Annotated in this window: 16 protein-coding genes and 3 pseudogenes; 10 read left to right on the forward strand and 9 right to left on the reverse strand. The window is 66.1% G+C overall.

What is annotated here, in order from left to right:
- Positions 1-394: 394 nt before the first annotated feature.
- Positions 395-563, forward strand: a pseudogene (locus DYI20_RS12670) (transposase); the annotation flags it as partial.
- Positions 564-768: 205 nt separating this feature from the next.
- On the opposite strand, the gene DYI20_RS12215 reads toward DYI20_RS12670, so the two are convergent.
- Entirely contained in the window at positions 769-1,290 is a 522-nt protein-coding gene (locus DYI20_RS12215) for a hypothetical protein (RefSeq protein WP_147472557.1), read from the reverse strand.
- Here DYI20_RS12215 and DYI20_RS12220 point away from each other — a divergent pair.
- On the forward strand, positions 1,279-1,770 hold the full coding sequence (locus DYI20_RS12220) for a hypothetical protein (protein WP_147472558.1): 492 nt from the start codon (positions 1,279-1,281) through the stop codon (positions 1,768-1,770). The two genes, DYI20_RS12215 and DYI20_RS12220, sit on opposite strands and share 12 nt — an antisense overlap.
- Before the next feature lie 151 nt (positions 1,771-1,921).
- Here DYI20_RS12220 and DYI20_RS10350 read toward each other — a convergent pair whose 3' ends face one another.
- Genes DYI20_RS10350 through DYI20_RS10360 form a run of 3 tightly spaced genes read right to left on the reverse strand, consistent with a single transcriptional unit; the run spans position 1,922 to position 6,121 of the window.
- A complete protein-coding gene (locus tag DYI20_RS10350) occupies positions 1,922-2,713 on the reverse strand; it encodes a siderophore-interacting protein (protein WP_122549459.1) in 792 nt (263 codons plus the stop codon).
- Positions 2,714-2,717: 4 nt separating this feature from the next.
- Entirely contained in the window at positions 2,718-4,496 is a 1,779-nt protein-coding gene (locus DYI20_RS10355) for an ABC transporter ATP-binding protein (RefSeq protein ID WP_147472559.1), read from the reverse strand.
- Positions 4,493-6,121, reverse strand: a complete 1,629-nt coding sequence (locus tag DYI20_RS10360; protein WP_208392074.1) for an ABC transporter transmembrane domain-containing protein — start codon at positions 6,119-6,121, stop codon at positions 4,493-4,495. The genes DYI20_RS10355 and DYI20_RS10360 overlap by 4 nt, the downstream gene beginning before the upstream one ends.
- 122 nt (positions 6,122-6,243) lie before the next feature.
- Between DYI20_RS10360 and DYI20_RS10365 the strand changes: the two genes are divergently transcribed.
- From DYI20_RS10365 to DYI20_RS10400, 8 genes are all read left to right on the forward strand, one after another.
- Complete coding sequence (locus DYI20_RS10365) at positions 6,244-7,077, forward strand: helix-turn-helix transcriptional regulator (protein ID WP_147472560.1); 834 nt, start codon at positions 6,244-6,246, stop codon at positions 7,075-7,077.
- Between the two features lie 365 nt (positions 7,078-7,442).
- Positions 7,443-8,507 (forward strand): iron-siderophore ABC transporter substrate-binding protein, encoded by a 1,065-nt coding sequence (locus DYI20_RS12675; RefSeq protein ID WP_122549462.1) that lies wholly within the window; start codon positions 7,443-7,445, stop codon positions 8,505-8,507.
- Positions 8,508-8,550: 43 nt separating this feature from the next.
- Positions 8,551-9,618, forward strand: coding sequence for a FecCD family ABC transporter permease (locus tag DYI20_RS10375; protein ID WP_244924682.1), 1,068 nt, complete (start codon positions 8,551-8,553; stop codon positions 9,616-9,618).
- The gene (locus DYI20_RS10380; protein WP_122549464.1) at positions 9,615-10,688 is read left to right on the forward strand and encodes a FecCD family ABC transporter permease; all 1,074 of its coding nucleotides are present in this window, start codon (positions 9,615-9,617) and stop codon (positions 10,686-10,688) included. The genes DYI20_RS10375 and DYI20_RS10380 overlap by 4 nt, the downstream gene beginning before the upstream one ends.
- Positions 10,685-11,521: an ABC transporter ATP-binding protein gene (locus DYI20_RS10385; RefSeq protein ID WP_110122769.1), complete on the forward strand. Its 837-nt coding sequence runs from the start codon at positions 10,685-10,687 to the stop codon at positions 11,519-11,521. Before DYI20_RS10380 ends, DYI20_RS10385 begins: the two co-directional genes overlap by 4 nt.
- Before the next feature lie 194 nt (positions 11,522-11,715).
- Complete coding sequence (locus DYI20_RS10390; RefSeq protein ID WP_122549465.1) at positions 11,716-12,768, forward strand: ABC transporter substrate-binding protein; 1,053 nt, start codon at positions 11,716-11,718, stop codon at positions 12,766-12,768.
- A complete protein-coding gene (locus DYI20_RS10395) occupies positions 12,765-13,430 on the forward strand; it encodes an ABC transporter substrate-binding protein (RefSeq protein ID WP_166769822.1) in 666 nt (221 codons plus the stop codon). Before DYI20_RS10390 ends, DYI20_RS10395 begins: the two co-directional genes overlap by 4 nt.
- A gap of 31 nt (positions 13,431-13,461) precedes the next feature.
- A complete protein-coding gene (locus DYI20_RS10400) occupies positions 13,462-13,800 on the forward strand; it encodes a TroA family protein (RefSeq protein WP_110122766.1) in 339 nt (112 codons plus the stop codon).
- Positions 13,801-13,858: 58 nt separating this feature from the next.
- Here DYI20_RS10400 and DYI20_RS10405 read toward each other — a convergent pair whose 3' ends face one another.
- From DYI20_RS10405 to DYI20_RS12990, 5 genes and pseudogenes are all read right to left on the reverse strand, one after another.
- A complete protein-coding gene (locus DYI20_RS10405) occupies positions 13,859-14,251 on the reverse strand; it encodes an aminotransferase-like domain-containing protein (protein WP_147472561.1) in 393 nt (130 codons plus the stop codon).
- A gap of 660 nt (positions 14,252-14,911) precedes the next feature.
- On the reverse strand, positions 14,912-15,691 hold the full coding sequence (locus DYI20_RS12975) for an AAA family ATPase (protein WP_424923546.1): 780 nt from the start codon (positions 15,689-15,691) through the stop codon (positions 14,912-14,914).
- Positions 15,692-15,770: 79 nt separating this feature from the next.
- Positions 15,771-16,199 (reverse strand): annotated as a pseudogene (locus DYI20_RS12980) (AAA family ATPase); the annotation flags it as partial.
- Between the two features lie 162 nt (positions 16,200-16,361).
- Entirely contained in the window at positions 16,362-16,808 is a 447-nt protein-coding gene (locus DYI20_RS12985; protein WP_425320828.1) for a relaxase domain-containing protein, read from the reverse strand.
- A gap of 46 nt (positions 16,809-16,854) precedes the next feature.
- Positions 16,855-17,454, reverse strand: a pseudogene (locus DYI20_RS12990) (relaxase domain-containing protein); the annotation flags it as partial.
- Positions 17,455-17,841: the final 387 nt, after the last annotated feature.

Raw genomic sequence — 17,841 nt, forward strand, 5'->3', positions numbered from 1 at the left:
TTCGGTGGCCTGCGATGAGGTATCTGTCACGTCGGCGCTGTGGGGCCCAGTTGACCGAAAGCATACAGAGCTGCGGAATCACAGGGAGGCGTGAGGGCTCAAGGTGTTCGCTGGCGAAATCCAGAAGCCTCCGCAATAGTCGCGGAGGTTCGCGGGGAACTCCCGACATCGGAAACACGCTGGTCTCAGTCGCCGAGTCTCCAATCTGTACCTGACTCGAGAGACCACCAAGGATGGTGCCGAAAACCCAAGTGGCCGACGCTATCGGCGATGTTTCAAACGATCTTGTAAGCAACCCGACGCCCAGGCCGTGTGGGACCAAGCCCGTGACGTCGTTGAGTTTTGCCAGCAGACATTCCCCCATGTGGCGGATTACCTGGAGGAATCCCTCGACGATCTGTTGGCGTTTACGAATGCGCCAAAAAGCAGTGTGGACGAAGGTGTGGTCAAACAACCCCACCGAAAGGCTCAACCGGGAGATCAGACGCCGCACCGACGTCGTGGGGATCTTCCCCAACCGCGACGCCGTCGTGCGTCTGGTCGGGGCGGTACTCGCCGAGCAACACGAGTGAGAAGGATCCAACAGAAACGCTACATGTCACTGACTAGTCTCGAGCAGACCAAAGGCATTGTGGCGGCCGGCACGATCGATGCCGCCCCAGCAGAAGGACACGAGGTCGCCGCATGATCACACCCCCACCCCAGCCCCGAGCCGGGCCCTGAGAACAAGCCCCCAAACATCACCAAGATTCGAAACCAGATACACCACTACCCAGGACTTGACCGCTGCATGTCATCGCCGAGGACATGGCGGATGGGCGTGCGCAGTTCGTCGCAGCGATGGAGCGCGACCCCGCCGACCGCGGCCTCGACCACGCCACCATACAGGCGACAGCGGCGGTCCGCGGCATCATCAGGAACGGCCCGATCCAGCGCGTTTCGGAAGAACTCGCCAGGCTCGATCGTGAGGCAGAGCGTGCAGAGCAGGCGGCGGAGCGGTGGGAGCAGACCTCGAACCGGCTTGACGCCCAGCGCGCCGCGCACCGGGCCGAGAATGACGAGAACACCGCCATGCTCCGTCGGGCCGAGGAAGAAGCCGCACGAGTGCGTGCGCAGGTCGCCGCGCCCCTCACCAAGCAAGCTGAACGCGACGGCGCGGACTACCTTGCCAGCGCCGAAGCAGAGAGGACAGCGAGCACGCGCCTCGCCACTGTTGGGCGGATCGGGCGGCGCAAGGCCCGCGATGAGCACCGCACCGCGAGAGAACAGAAGCAGACCATGCGAGATCACGTCCGCGATGCATGGGAGGCTGAACCGCCACGAACCCCGAGCGCGCTACCCGAATGGGCTGTGCAGGTCGCGTGGCGGCGAGCAGAGGCCGATCCCCGAGTACGCGGCGCTGACCATGCTGTCGAAGTCGCTCGCACCGAACGAGCCGCAACAGATGAGCGTCATCGGAACGAGCGTCTGGTGCTCCTGGCGAGCGAATACGGGCCGGAGAACGCGCGTGCTCACCAACACGGGATGCGCGCCCTCAACCCTGCTCGTAACGCCCGCGCCGCCCGCGCTCGTGCAGCGCTGCTTCGTGCCGAGAACGAGGAAATCCGCGGCCTTCCCGTGAATGACGTAACTGAGCTTATCGAGGCCAAACGCGTAGAGCGGGAACTTGCGCAACATGAAGCCGAACGGCGTCAATGCCAACTCACCTCTCCTGATGGGGCGATGCATCGTAACCCAGAGGGGCGATCAGGACAGGGGCTGGGACTATGACCCGCACTACGGCACTGCGTTCGTCTTGGGTTCTCCAAGTGGTCTTCCTGTGGTCGTGACGACTCGGGCCTGGTCCTCCGCCTAGCGTTCTGCTTGGAGACTCTGCAGCGGGTTTGGCGTCAGAATCGCGGTGTGGCGCTTCAGGAGTCTGTTAGTCAGAGCCCCCTAAGTCGGCGGGGTGGTTTCCGGCTCTGGTTTCGGTCCAGTAGCCGATCACGTGGTGACGGTCGCGGGGTGAGCCGAGGCGTTTGCGAAGGTCGGTGCGGATGGAGCGGCTGGCGGCCGCTTCGCAGGCCGCCCACGCGTACCAGGGCTCATCGGGCGGGGTGAACTCAGCCACTGCAGCCGGCAGCGCGCTGGGGCCCTGACCGTTTCCGGTCCCGGTCAACCAGCGGTACTCGATGGTGGCCGCGGCGTCGATGGTTTGGATGTCGCCTGTCTCGGGTATTTCGATGACGGCGAGGGCTCGGGTGGTTTCGGGGAGTTCTTCGATGATACGTCCAAGGCCGGGAAGCCCAGTGGAATCGGCAACGAGGAGTTGGAAGGTTGCGTCGGATGGTGGGCGGTAGTAGGAGCCTCCGCCGTGGAAGGCACCGATGATGTGGCCGGGCTCTGCGCGTTCGGCCCAGCTCGAGGCGAATCCTTGGCCATGGATCGCAAAGTCGATGTCGAAGCAGCGCCCGTCGTCACGGACGGCGCGGACAGTGTAATGGCGCCACGGGGGTTCTTCGCCGGCCCACCCGGGCCCATACTCAGGCAGGTTAAACGTCGTCAGATCGGCTTCCGTCTCGCCGGGGCGGGGGATCGCGATATCCATGCGCTCGTCGCCGGTGCCGTCGGTGTGCCAGCGCCAGTCGCCGATGGTCTGGAACGAGATCCGGATCATGTGCGGGGTGAGTCGTGCGACGCGTTCGACGCGTGCGGGGGAGCAGGGGACGGGCATGGGGCTATTCCTCCTTGAGAGGTGCGGGTGATGGGTGAGGTTGGGAAGTCTGGCCACATCCACGTTTCCAGGCGTCCCAGAGTGAGCGGAAGACGCCGCCACGGTCGAGGAGCTCGCCGAGGTCGCCTTGCTCGATGATGCGGCCGGTCTCGAACACAGCGATGGTGTCGGCATGCTCGGCGTGGGAGAGACGATGGGCGATGATGATTGCGGTGCGTCCGCGAACGGCCGCATCGACGGCACGGTCGAGTGCTGTATCCGCACCTGCGTGAGCGGAAGCTTCGTCGAGCACCACGATGGGCGGGTCGGCGATCAGGACGCGGGCGAGCGCGATCTGCTGGAGGCCTTGCACGTCGAGGTCCCGCGGGGCGGGGGTGTCGAGCCCGTGCGGGAGGTCGCTGACCCAGTCTGCGCCGACGGCGTCGAGGGCGGTTCGGAGTTCGTCATCGGAGGCGTCTGCGCGGGCCAGGCGCAGGTTGTCGGCGAGCGTGCCGGAGAACAGGTGTGTTTCTTGCGTGACGAGCATGACCGCTGGCCTGCCTGAGTCCTGCATGGCTTGGATTGCCGGCTGTCCGCCGACGAGCACGGCACCACGGGCAGGCTCGGTGAGCCCTGCGATGAGTCGCGCCGTGGTGGATTTCCCCGATCCGCTCGCCCCGACGAGAACGGCACGCGCCCCCGGGTTGATTCTGATGCTGACATCGGCGATGGCGGGTCGATCCGATCCCGATCCGGGATAGGTGTACGTCACGTGGCGCCGTTCGACCGAGGCATCGCGGATCGGATGTTGTTGGGGCGCGCGCGTCGTGCTCTGCACCAAGCCGACGAGACGCTCTAGTCCCGCCTGGGCACGTTGAAGATCATCGATGCTAGACAGCAAGGCACCGATGGGGCCGAACAATCTGTGGAAGAACAGCGCCGCGGCGGTCACCGTCCCGACGGTGATTCCGATCGTCTCGACCCGCCAGAACCCGACGGTGAGCACCGCGGCGAGACCCGCGAACTCTGCCAGGTTGAGCGTGCCGTTGAACACGTTTCGCGCCCGGCCTGCCGTGCGAGCGGTCTCTACCGCGGTCAGGCTTCGCTCGGCAATCAAGCGGAGACGAGAAGGGGCGAGACCATGGGCGCGGACGGTATCCGCTCCGGCGAAGCTCTCGATGATCGCTTGTCCGCGGTCGGACTCCTCACGGCGCAGCCTCACATACAGAGGGCGCGAGCGACGCAAGAACCGCGTTACCGCGATCACCTGCAGCGGGACGGCGATGAGCGCGGCCAGTGCGAGGAAAGGATCAAGTGCGGCGATCCCGACCGCCGTGAGCACGATCGTGAACAGGGCGCCGACGAAGCGCGGCAGCACTCCTGAGCCGGCCTCGGTGACCGCCTCGACATCACCGGTCAGGCGCGATACCACATCCGAGCTTCCCGCCCGTTCAACCGTCGTAGCGTCGATCCGCATTGCGGCGGTGAACACGTCCTCGCGCAGCTCGGCAAGCACCCCTTGCACGCAGACGACCAGCAGCCGTCCGCCCCACCAGGCGGTCGTGGCCGAGACGACCCCAGCTGCGACGAGGACACCAGCTGCGGACGGGATTCGCCACACGTCGTCGCCTGAGAGGACGATGTCGACGATCCAGCCCAGCACGGGCGGGATCGTCAAAGCACTGGCGGATCCGGTCAGCAGCAACGCCACTGTGGCGGTGATCAGGCCTCGTCGTCTCGCGAGGAGACCACCGACAGTGCGCACCGTGTCGCGGACGGATGCGACGGGCAGCGCCCCGATCACGTGCACACCTCGTGTGGAATCGCGTGGGGTGTGGTGAGGTCGATGACCGTCGCGCAGCTGTCGAGCAGGATCGGGTCACTCGTAATCAGCAGGATGGTGCGGCCGCATCGTGCGAGGCTCGCTCCGACGCGGTGCGTCGTGATGGGGTCGAGCGCGGTCGCCGGTTCCTCGAGCACGAGAATATCGGCTCGGGTGTGCAGCGCTCGAGCCAAAAGGAGGCGCTGTCGCTGCCCGCCGGACAGGCGACGCCCCTGTTCACCGACGGGCGCGTCCGGCGATCCGACATGCTCGATCACGTCGTCCAACGCTGTCAACTTCACCACAACGTCGTTCAATGGGCAGGGGGTGAGGGTGACGTTGTGTCGGATGCTGCCGGTGAACACGAACGCGTCATGAGGTGGGGCCAGCACGTGCTCCCGATAGGCAGCGGGGCCAATGGTCAGCGCGTCGACCCCGCCGAGCATGAGTTCGCTCGGTGCGGGCACGCTGCGGAACCCCAGCCGGGACGCCACGTCGTGAGCTTGCCTGGCGCCAGCCACCCGGATGCCGACCATCCGTCCCGGCTGGGCCTCGATCACAGGACCGTCCATCTTGGTCCACCGCAACATGCCGCACTCTGCGCGCGTGTCTTGTCCGGCCGGGAGAGGGTGTGGTTCGGTGAGCAGGTCGTGCAGGCGCCAGGCTGATGCGCGCTTATGTGCCCAGTTCGCCCCGAACGTGCCGATGTGGTCGAGGGAGGCCTGCAGGAACTGGGCCAGCCCCACCACGGTGATCAACTGCCCCGGCGTGATCGTCCCGTACATCGCCATCCACCCCGCCGCGGCAGCCAGCGTTCCCAGGTGGAGGATCGACACCGCCGTGCTTACCGCCTGGTAGGTCAACAGCGATCGAGACGCGCGGATCGCGCCGTCGCGGGAGGCCGTGCTCGCTTCGCGGTAGCGGGCGACGATCTGCGGATGGGCGGCGAGGCCGTGGATGATCCGCAGTCCCTCCATGGCGTCCGTCGCCATGTCGCTTGCCCGTGAGACCGCGCTCTGTTCGGCCATGCCTAGCCGTTCCAGCGGCCGAGCCAGTGCGGCCATGCCGCACAGCACCAGCAGCGCCGCGGCCAGCACTCCGAGGCCGAGCGGGATCGAGATGAGCAGCAGCGCCGCCACCGCAGTGAGCAGCGCCGCGATGGTGGCGGCCTGTTCGGCAACGCTCCAGGCGACGCCCGCGACGCGATACGTGTCGCTCGTGACGACGGACAACACCTCGCCCGTCCGTCGCGCTGGTATTCCTCGCGGATCCAGCACCCGCGCGACCGCGAGCTGGCGCAGGTCATGCTCACCATGCCCGTAGATGCGAACCATCGCCAGGCTCGCCCCTTGGTAGCTGACCGACAGGACGAGAAACACCGCCCCCAGCACACCCAGCCACAGCGCCAGCGCGCCCGGATCACGAGGGAGCACCGCACGGTCGATGGCCACACCGATCAGGATCGGCACCGCCGCTTCGCTCGCCTGGTGAAGGATGAACCCCGCAGTCGCCGCCGATAGTCGCCAACCACGTCCGCCACGCGACAGCGCCAACCGCATCACCCGAGCAGGGGTCAGCCGCTTCAACGCAGAAGTGTCTGTGCTCACTCTTGAGACGCTATGCGTATGGGCAACCGCATGGAGGACGATTGTTGTCGCTCACCGGACAATAATACCTATGTTAGCCTTACCTAAATATGATGTTAGTCGTAGATCGTTGAGGGGTGCTGGTGACTCTGCTCGATTCGTCGTCGACCGGTGAGGATATCGATGATCCTGTGGGTTTTCCGGTGCGGGAGCGGATCGTGCCCGACGGTTACCTGCTGACCACTCGGTTCCTGAGATATGCGTACGTCGATGACGCCGATGGGTGCTCGCCGGACGAGCACGCTCACCCCGAACATGTCGTGGTCTGGCCTGAACGTGCTGCCGCCGAGGTCGAGGTGGAGGGCACCCGCCACAACCTCACCCTTGGGCAGGGGCTGTGGGTGCCCGCCGGAACACGGCACGCGGCAAGCCGCGCCCCCTCCACCACACTGGCGGCCCTACACCTCCTACCCGAGGCGTGGGAGGGCCCCGCACCGGAGGTGCACCCGGTCACCGTGAACGCCGCTCTGCGGGCACTTCTTAGTCACCTGGCGATCACCGGTATGCCCCGCCAGCAGCGGCTGCGCGCCCAGCAGGTCTGTCTAGAGCTGGTCACCGATGACGCGTGCCCTGTGATCGAACTGCCGCTCCCGCGGGATCCGCGCATCGCCCCGATCGCCCGGGCGATCATGAGCGACCCTGCCGATGACCGCTCGATCGAGCACTGGGCATGGGCCACCTCCACCAGTGCCCGCACCCTCGCACGTGCGTTTCGTGCCGAGACCGGGATGACGTTCAGTCAGTGGCGCACGGCCGCACGCATGTCAGCTGCGGTCCGTCTCCTCAGCGACGGAACACCCGTCGGGATAGTCGCACGCAGGGTCGGCTACGCCACCATTAGCGCCTTCAGCGCCGCATTCCACCGCGTCATGGGACGCCCGCCGCACCGATTCCTGCCCGCAAATAACGACGACTGACGAAAGCTCCAGCCGAAGAATCGAAGCTGCTGAGCAGCGCTCAACGGCAACGGGCGCAGCGGCGTTGATCGTGTGCTCTCGGTGCTACCCGCTGCTTGGGGAGCTCCGGGCCCGGTTCGGTTCCATGCGGGGTGCTCTTTGGGGTCATGGTGATTGTCGCCCTGCGGTGTCTCTTCCCTGAGGGCTGCTCGTGCGGGTGCCCGCTCACGTCGATGCGACAGGAGCAGCGGTGAGCTTGTGTCCGTCCAACGCAAAGAGGTGTCCGCTATCGGCAACCATCACTGCGTAGGGTGAACTATGGCACGCCTAACCTGGCTGCCGGTCGTCTTTCCCCGGAGACACCCGATCACGTCCTGAGAGGTCCCATGTCCGTTCTGCGTCACACCATCGCGCTCGTCACACTCGCCACATTGGCCCTTGTGGCCGCCGGCTGCTCGTCCACGCCCGACTCGACTGCACCCCCTGACGGGGCAGCTGCGACGGAATCGGGTTTCCCTCGCACGATCGAGCACGCGCTAGGTGAGGCGACCATCCCGGAGAAGCCGGAACGCGTGGTGACGCTGAGTTGGATGAACCACGACATCGTCGCCGCCCTCGGCGTTGTTCCCGTCGGCGTGCCAGAAACGTGGGGCGGGGATGAAGAAGGCTTCACCCCGTGGTTCCGTGACCAGGTCGAGAACGAGCTGGACGCGGAGATGCCGGAGGTCATTAACGTCACCGAGGACGGACCCGACTACGAGCAGATCCTCGCCCTCCAGCCGGACGTCATCATCGGCGTGTACTCCGGCTTCACCGAGACAGAGTACGAGCGGCTCAGCGAGATCGCTCCGACCGTCGCGTACATGGATCGGCCGTTCACTGCCGGCACCTGGCAGGAGCACACCGAGATCATCGGTGAGATCCTCGGCGAGGACGACAAAGCCACCGAGCTGATCGAACAGACCGAGGCAGCCATCGACGAGGAAGCCGCCAAGTACCCCAACCTCGACGACGCCTCGTTCCTCTACAGCACGACCTTCTCCGAGGGGTCAACGGAGATCACCGCCTATATCAGCGAAGATCCGCGCGTGCGGCTGCTGCACGAGTTCGGCATGGTCGACACTCCGCAGCTCGCGGCAGAGACCGCAGACGTGCCGGCGGACACCTTCTTCGGCGGCATCAGCCTCGAGGAGCTCGATTCGGTGGAGGCGGATGTCGTCTTGGCGTGGTCGTACGCCGCAGCCGACACCGCGTACACACTCGAGCACCCGGTCTTCACCCGGTGGGATCCGATCACGAACGGCCGCTACTTCATCGCCGAAGACAACACGCTCGGCATGGCCACCAGCGGCCCTGACGTGCTCAGCATCCCGTGGGCGATCGAGCAGGGCTACATCGAGGACATCTCCGCAGCGATCGACGGCGACGCCGTCGTGCACACGGCGGAGTGACACGGTGCCCCAGGGCTCCTCCCATCGATCCAGATCCGAGCAGGTGAGCGTCACGACAGTGACAGCCACCCGTGCGATCGAGGAGCGGGCGGCACCGTCCGGTGTGGCCCGCTCCGGGGTGTTTCGACTGGCTGGTCTCGGTGTCGCGACTGCCGTGCTTGCTATCGTTGTCATGCTCAGCGTTGGCGTCGGAGCTCGAGCTATCGCACTGCCGACGATCTGGGACGCGCTGTGGGCGTATGACCACACGATCGATGAGCACGTGATGATTCTCGAGCTGCGCGTGCCGCGCACAGTCGTCGGCTTGGTCGTGGGCCCGGCGCTCGGGATGTGCGGGGCACTGATCCAGGCGTACACCCGGAACCCCCTCGCTGATCCCGGCATCCTCGGCGTGAATGCCGGGGCGACGTTCGCGGTGACGATGGCGGTCGGGTTCCTCGGCATCGCCGCCCCGCTCGGCTATGTCTGGTTCGCGTTGCTCGGCGCTGGCGCCGTCACGGTACTCGTGTACGCGCTTGGCGCCGTGGGCGGCGGTCAAGCCACCCCGGCGAAGCTCACCCTCGCGGGCGTGGCGATCAGCGCCGTGCTGGGCGGCCTCACCACCGCGATCGTTCTCGGCAACCGCGATGCCTTCGACGACCTCCGATTCTGGGGCGTCGGATCCATCGGCGGACGACAGCTCGACATCGTCTTCTCCTTTGCCCCGCTGGTTTTATTCGGGCTCCTGCTTGGCCTTGGTGCCGCCCGTGCGCTCAACGCCCTCGCCCTCGGAGACGAACTCGCCGCCTCGCTCGGCGTTCGCACCGGCCGGGTGCGGATCATCGTGATCATCGCCGTCACCCTGCTCGCTGGCACGGCGACCGCGCTAACGGGACCGATCGGGTTCGTCGGGCTCATGGTCCCGCACGTCGTGCGCTGGTTCGTCGGTCCCGACCAGCGATGGATCTTCGCCTACACGTTCGTCGTCTCACCGATCCTGCTGCTGCTCTCCGACATCCTCGGACGAGTCATCCTTCCCAGCGGAGAACTGCGCGTAGGCCTGGTCACCGCCGTCATTGGTGCCCCCGTGCTCATCCTCCTCGCACGACGACGGATGGTGAGCGGCCTATGAGCACCAGCACCCGCCGCCGCGCCGGGCGCGACACCTTCGACCACGGATACCGCGCGATCGCCATTCGCGTGCCCCGGGTCTCGGGAGTCGTTAGTGTGCGTGTCCTCGCTGTCTGCACCACCCTCGCTCTGCTCACCCTGATCCTCGCGGTCGTCTCCCTCACGCTCGGCACCTACCCCGTGCCCATCGGTGACGTCGCCGCCGCGCTCACCGGCACCGCCAGTGAGCAGACGCGCATGCTCGTGGTGGGGTGGCGACTGCCGCGGGCACTGTTCACCATCGCCTGCGGCATCGCCCTCGCCATCTCCGGCGCTATCTTCCAGTCCCTCACCCGCAACCCGCTCGGCTCCCCGGACATCATCGGGTTCTCCTCCGGTTCCTACACCGGCGCGATCCTCGTCATGCTCCTGCTCGGATCCACCCGCTACCTCGACATCGCCGCAGGCGCCATCCTCGGCGGCATCATCACCGCCGCCATCGTCTACCTCCTCGCTACAGTGCGTGGAACCGTGCAATCGTTCCGGCTGATCATCATGGGCATCGGCGTCGCCGCCCTACTGTCCTCGCTCAACTCCGCACTCATGCTGTCCACCAGCGTCGACACCGCCATGCTCGCCGCCGTCTGGGCAGCCGGATCCTTCAATGCACTCGGCCACGACCAACTCGGGCCCATGACCGGGCTCCTCATTATCCTGCTCGCCGCCGCGACGACCCTTGCCCCGGGCCTGCGCCAGCTCGAACTCGGCGACGACGCCGCCCAGTCTCTCGGCTTGCGCGCCAATCGAACCCGCGCGCTCTCCGTGGTCCTCGGCGTCGCCCTCACTGCGCTCGTCACCGCTGCCGCCGGCCCCATCTCCTTCATAGCCCTCGCCGCCCCACAGATCGCGCGCCGCCTGGTGCGCGGATCGGGGCTGCTGCTCGTCCCGTCGGCGCTCGTGGGCGCATTCAGCCTGCTCACCTCCGACGTCCTCGCCCAACGCATCGGGATGCCCGTCGGAGTCGTCACCGTCTCACTCGGCGGCACCTACCTCGCTTGGCTGCTGATCTCGGAGTTCCGGAGAAGAAAATGACCACCACCAACCCTGCCACTCACACCGCTGCTGTGGACGCAGTACGCACGGTCGCCGTGCGCGCCGGATACGACAAGCGGATCATCGTCGACGGCGTCGACATCACCATCGCCCGTGGCTCCTACACCGCCATCATCGGCCCCAACGCATGCGGCAAATCAACCCTGCTACGCACGATTGCCCGCGTCCTCCCGTCCCTCGACGGTTTGATCCTGCTCGACGGAGATGACATCCACCGCCTACCGCCGAAACAGCTCGCCACCCGGCTCGGCCTGCTGCCGCAAACCTCCCTCGCACCGGACGGGATACGCGTCGCCGACCTCGTGGCCCGCGGGCGCTACCCGCACCAGGGCATGTTCGACCGGTGGTCCGCCGAGGACGAGGCCGCCGTCACCGCCGCCCTCGAAGCGACCGGCACCGCCGACCTGTCTGGAAGGCTCGTCGACGAACTCTCCGGCGGGCAGCGTCAGCGCGTCTGGGTCGCGATGGCGCTCGCCCAGCAGACCCCGGTCCTACTCCTTGACGAACCGACCACATTCCTCGATATCTCCCACCAGTACGGGCTCCTCGAACTGTTCGAGACCCTCCGCAGCCAGCTCCGCCGCACCATCGTGGTCGTCCTGCACGACCTCAACCAGGCCGCCCGGTACGCCGACCATCTCATCGTCATGAAGGACGGCACAGTCGTCGCGTCCGGTGAACCAGCCCAGGTCCTCACCGCCGAGCTCGTCGAGGACGTCTACGACCTCCCCTGCGTCATCCAATCCGACCCCGAGACCGGGACACCCCTGGTCATCCCTCGCCGCACCGTCCGACGACCGCTTGCCGACTGAAACGGCCACTTACCAGGGCTCTCAGCGACATCACACCGGGCTCGTTCACTCCGTCGGGAATCGCTTGCCCACATCCCCGGAGAAATGTCGCGAGGACGACGATAGCTGTCCGCCAAGGGAAAACGGCGACGGATAGCGTTGGAAGTAAGGCTCACCTTATCTCGCTGAATCACCGCTACTCGTGAGGACCGTCCATGCTCTCTGCCTCCCGCCGCGCCGCGCTCGCCGTGCTAGCCTTCGCCCTTCTCCTCTCCGGATGCGCGTCCTCGCCGCCGCACGCGGGGGCCGAGCAGCGCGTTTTCGCCGAGCCGGAGGACGGCGCGTATCCGGTGACGATCGACCACGCGTACGGGTCCACCGAGGTCACGACCCAGCCGCAGCGCGTCGTCGCCATCGGATGGAGCGGCGCCGACATCGCGATCCAGTTCGGCACGGTTCCGGTCGCGCAAGGCAACGCAACCGGAATCGAGGGCCACTACTACCCGTGGGTCTCCGAAGCGATCGGGAAGCTCGGTGCACCCCTTCCCTCCCTAAACCCTTCGCTCGAGCGTGGGGAGGTCGACCTGGAGTACGTCCTGATGCAGCAGCCCGACCTCATCGTCGCCATCAACTCCGGAATCACCGAGGACGAATACGAGGCGCTGTCCGACATCGCACCGACGATCGCTTTCCCCTCGGAACCCTGGGCGACCACGGTCGATGAGCACATTCAGATGATGGGTGCCGCGCTCGGGCGCCCGACCTACGCGGGCGAGATCAAGAAGGAGACCGCCCAACGCGTCGCCGACGTCGCAGCCCAGCACCCGGAATTGTCGGGAGTCACGTACCTGCACAGCTTCCTGCCCTCCGACGACGGACAGGTCGTCGCCTTCGGCTCCGTCGATCCCCGAGCCCAGATTCTCGAAGACCTCGGGCTTGAGCCCCTCGCCGGAACGCTCGAACTGCAGCACGAAGCCGGCGACCCCAGCAGCTTCACTGTCAGCATGGAGCAGCTCCTGCAACTGAACCCCGATGTCCACATCGTCATCTCCGATGAAGACACTTGGCGCGAAGCCGTTGCCGCGAACGCCGCATTCCAAAGCTGGGCGCCAGTCGCGGAGAATCGCGTCGTCCTGATCGAGGACGCGGCCACCGGGCTTGCCTTCTCGACTGCGACCCCGCTCGGCATCGACTGGGGCATCGACGCCATCGCCGACGACATCAGCCGCCTCGTCACCGAGACCCGTGGGGACGGAGACGCAGAGTGACCTCCGATACGATTCGGCAGGCACCACGTCAGGTCGGGCTTCGCCGCGTACTGGCTCCGTTCGTCGTTCTGGCTCTCGCGCTGTCTTTGACGGCGTGCGGGTCATCGGCTGACGACCGCCCGACCTCAGGAGAGCAGCCGGGCGGCTTCCCGATATCCGTAACGCATGCGCACGGCCAGACGAGTATCCCGTCAACCCCAGAACGTGTGGTTGTCCTCGGGGGCAGCGCCGAAGACGCGGTCGCCGCGCTGGGCGTCGTTCCCGTCGCGGTCCCCGAAGAATACGGCACGCCGGACGGCTATACCGATTGGTTCCGAAAGCATGTGACTGTCGAACTCGGTGCCGAACTGCCGCCGGTTCTCTCGCCAGGAAAGGACGGTGTCTACGACCCAGAGGAGATCCTCAGTTACGCCCCGGATCTGATTTTCGCGCCATACTCCGGGATCACCGAATCCGACTATCAGCAGCTCAGTGACATCGCCCCGACGATCGCCTATGCGCACACACCGTGGACTTACGGTTCGTGGTCGGACATCGTCGAGCTCGCAGGCAACGGTCGATTCAGCGCGCGATGCGCACCCTCAGCTCAAAGGGAGGACCTTCATCTTCGGCGAGTGGCTGGAAGACGGTTCCACGGACCTTGCCGTCTACTCGCCGGATGACCCCCGACCTACACTGCTTCGTGAGTTCGGGATGACTGACGATCCGTCCGTCGTTCAGGAAGTCAATTCATTTGGGGACGACTACTACGGCTCCGTCAGCCTCGAGAGACTGGATGCGCTCACCACCGACGTGTTCATCGGATGGTCGAACTCCCGAGACAAGATCGCGCAGACTCTCGCCCATCCACTGATGTCGCGGTGGGCTCCGATTGCCGAGGGCCGCTACTACTACTTGGAAGACCCGGAGCTTCTGATGGCAGTCACTACTCCCTCCGTGTTGAGTGTCCCCTGGGCCATTCAGAACGGATTCCTAGATGACATCACGTCCGCGCTCGGGGCCGATGCGGTGGTACGCACCGGCGACGAATAGCGGTCACGCCGAGCAGTGAACGCTGGCGTCTGCCGCGACGTGGATGGTGGAGATGACGTCATCGCGAATGGGTGGAAGCAGACGATGTGATGTGACTCACGATGATGTTTCGCAGTCGTCGCAGGCCCTGTTCCAGCCGTCGGGCCTCGGCGCGTCCGGTACAGACTCGAAGACCGGATTCCGGGGCGGACGGATCGGTGAGGATCGTCCTGAGTGGCGTGACGGTAAGAACCTCCCGTGCCGCGGTGCGCGCTGCTTCCTCGGCGTGATGTAGCGGCATGGGAAGTCGCAGGTGGAAGCCACCCGACGGGACGGCGGGCACGAGGTCTCCGAGTGCGGACGCTGCGATCGCGAGACGCGTTTGAGCTTCGGCGCGCAGCGCGCTAGCGATGTTCGCCGCAGTGCCATCCCGAATCCACCGCGTGATGAGCTCCGCCATGAGTGGACTCACCGCCAGGAGGTGTCCTGAAGGATCACATCGGCGCGCGCGTGCTGCCGCTCCGGAGGCACCAGCGCGCCGACCCGCAGGCCAGGACCGAGGCTCTTGGAAAAGCCGTGACGTACCAGGTCCGTTCCGGCGCGAGCGTCACCAACGGAGTCGTTGCTCGCGACGCTGACCACCAGCCTCGACTGGCAGCGACAAGGAGAGTCTGGTCGCGTCCGTGACCGTCAAACTGCCCGCCGACGGACGTGCTGCGCTCCGGGTGCTCAACCGTCAACAGACCCACTGTCGACCCATGCCACTCCGGGTTGAGCCCGGCACTTAATCCATCGAGCTCGAGCACCAAGACAGCGTGTCATTCGTCGAGCACACGTCGAACAACTTCACCACGCAGGCACACGCGATCTATCAGCACTCGTCAGCGCCCATCTCCCGGAGGCGAACCCGCCACGAGAAGCCGATGTGCGCTCACTCGTCACGCACGCGTACACACCGTCGGATACAAAGCTGGTCGAGCCGACAAGCGGGCCGCCAGGCTGGAGAGCCGCCACCCACGCGTCTGGAAGCTCAGCGATACGCGAGGGCTTCGGCGCTGTATCCCTTGCTGCTCGTAGACTGGAGACGCGCAAAAGCAGACGATCATAGGTGGGTGTGTTTCGGGCACCTCGGCTAGCCGAGGTCGACGTGCTCGGCCACGTAGTCGGCGGGCAGGACGATGCTGTTGCCGAACCGGGCACCGGGCGGGCGGATGGCGGCCGACCCGTCATCGCGCACGGCGGTGATGGTCCAGGTTTGGCCGTTGCGGACCCAGCCGTGCCGGTTCCGCAGCCGACGGTCGTTACGGCGGGTGATGATCGTGTCACCCACGCCCGCTGCCGATCCGTCGGACAGGGTGATTTCGGGGCCGGGCTTCAAGGTGCCGTCCAGGATGAGGTCGGCGCGGACACGGACGTTGAGAGCGGTGACGTTCTCACGGGTTTCAGCGATCAAAATCGACACCAAATCCTGCTGCCGGTCGTTACGCCAGGCTATGTAGGCGGCATCGGTCATAGCCTCGGCGTCACCATCATGGATGCGATGGTGGTCGAGGTAGGTGTCGATGACCGGGGTGCGGCCGTGCCGCAGCTCCAGGGACGCGGTCTTCTCCCAGTCGTGGGTGAACCGGTGGACATCGACCAGCTCGGGAGCATCGTGACGGTCGTGGATCAACAGGCTGAACGCACCACCAGCATCCACAGATTGAAGCTGGGCATAGTCACCGACCAGCAGCACCTTCGCCCCCGCCTCCTCAGCCGCCTGCGTGATCCGATCCAAGGACAGGGTGCCAGCGAGGGAGGCTTCGTCGATGATGACCAACTGCCCGCCCTGGAAGGTCGCGACGGTGGGTTGATGGGTGGTCCACCACTTCGCCGTGTTCTCGGTGGAGATCCCCAGGTCGTCGGCCAGCACCTTCGCCGCCACCGCAGACGGGGCCAAGCCCTACTACCGACCCGGCACCATGCGAGGTCTCCCACGCCCGGCGCAGCGCGTTCATCGCGGTCGTCTTCCCTGCCCCCGCCGGGCCCACCAACACATCCACCGCCCGACCAGACACCGCGACCGACGCCAAAGCTGCCGCCTGGTCCTGTCCGAGCACCCGGCCCTCGGCATCGGGGCGACCGGTGCTAGCCTCGACAGTGGCCAGTTCGATACTCGGGCCGGTGGTCGTACGAGCCCTTTGCAGGAGGCGGTCTTCTGTCGCGAGGAGGGTGTCGGAGGAAAACACGGTCGAGTGCTTCGGCCGGAACACGCTGGTGCCGTCCGGGCGGCGGAACTCCACCGGACTGATCGCTAGCTCGGGCGGTATCAGCCGCTGAGACGCTTGTTCGGTAGCCTCGGCAACCAAGGCGGTGATGGCTTCGCGGTCCTCGACGGTGGCGAACCGCCACCCCATCGTTTCGCGGGCGGCTTCGGCCATGAGGTTCCAGCGCCGCCACGTCGAGCGCTTCTCACCGACCACCTCGACCACCGACCGCCCCACCTCCTCGATCAGATCCAACGGCACATCATCAGCCCGCAACAGCAGCTGCTGCTCCCCACCCGTGACGGTCCGCGCCCACACCCTGGCATCGACACCGAGCTACTGGCTGGCGCGGGTGCGCCACCGCCCGGTCAGCTCCGCCAACGAGCGGACCTGCTTCTCCGGACGCATCGCGAGCGTGGCCTGGGCACGCAACCGGATCACGGTGGCATCAGATGGCTGAGGGCCGGAGGAAGCCACGTACTCGGCTACCAGTAGGTCCTTCTCCATCGCGATCTGTCGCGCCCGCGTGGAGAACTCCGCCATCAGTTCTTCGGGGACGTCGGTGATCGCCCAGGACGGGTTCCGGTCCCGGCCCACTTCCCGCGGCTCCCAGCTCACGTCGAAGGTGCGGGTCATGTGGTCGGCAAACACCGTCTCGTACAGCTCCGCCAACGACACCGCCGTGGCATGCATCGGACGCCCACCCAGACTCCGCCACTTTCCATACAACACCGTTTGGGCCTTGTTGCTGATCACCACATGCGTATGCAAGTGCGGGGTCACCGGCCCGGGAACCGAAGTTATCAAACGCCGTCGCGATCAAACCCGTGACATCAACCTGTGCAACCGCGCCATCCCCAGCAGTTGCACCCGTACGGGTGGCTGCAACCTCGCGCTCCATGAACGCAACCACCGCCGCAACCGCCTCATGATGAGCTTGCGAAATTAACCCCTGCGTCCCCGCGTCCGCAACCACCCACAACACCGACGCCGACTTCGGCACACTGAACGTGAAATCAAACCCCGCCACCGCACGCCGCGACCCCCGCGCAGCCTCCTCCGCCTCGATCTGCGCAACCCTCCGACCCCGCTCCACCGCCCCCCAGCGCCGGGTCAAGTTGCGCGACACGACCCGCGACCCGATCAGCCGTCGAGCTGTACGCCGGATACGCCCGCCCCAGCGGGTCACCCGTGATCGGGTCGCGTCCATCCCGACCAGCAACTGAAGCTGTGCCTCTGAGACCTGGGCGCCAGGGGTGAGTTCACCATGCCCCAGAGCGGCCACGCCCGAGCCAAGCCAGCGTCCGGGTGGGGTTCCGGCCCCGGCGTAGTAACGGGTCAGGGGCGTCGAAAGTGACCGGTCGCCGTCGCCGGCCGCCACCGTGCGCAGCAGGTACTTGTAGCCATCGCCGGCCGACATCACCCGCATCGACACCGTCACCCAAACGACCCCTCACCTGCTCGTCACACAGGTGAGCCGGCAGCCTCCCAACCTCGATCTGCAAGCAGCCTCCCAACCTCGATCTGCAAGAGGCGTGGCAGCAATTGATTGGGGTCACGTCACCGATAGCCGGATGGTCGAGTACGTGAGCGTCGACTCAGATGTCAGCTAAAATCATGCGGGCAGGATGTCAGCTAAACTCATGCGGGCAGCCGCGGTACTTCAACGGGGAGGTCAAATCTTGCGGGCGTAGTGCCTCATGTCAAACTGAGCGCGAAGGGTAAGTCGTGCCTCACAGATCGTGAGCGCGAGAGGTCGCGTGGCTGCAGTGTCGTGCCTCAGCTAGTTTGAGCGCGAAAACTTGGGTTAGCTGGC

It is taken from the genome of Auritidibacter ignavus (genome assembly GCF_003703835.1).
GTDB classification, from domain to species: domain Bacteria; phylum Actinomycetota; class Actinomycetes; order Actinomycetales; family Micrococcaceae; genus Auritidibacter; species Auritidibacter ignavus.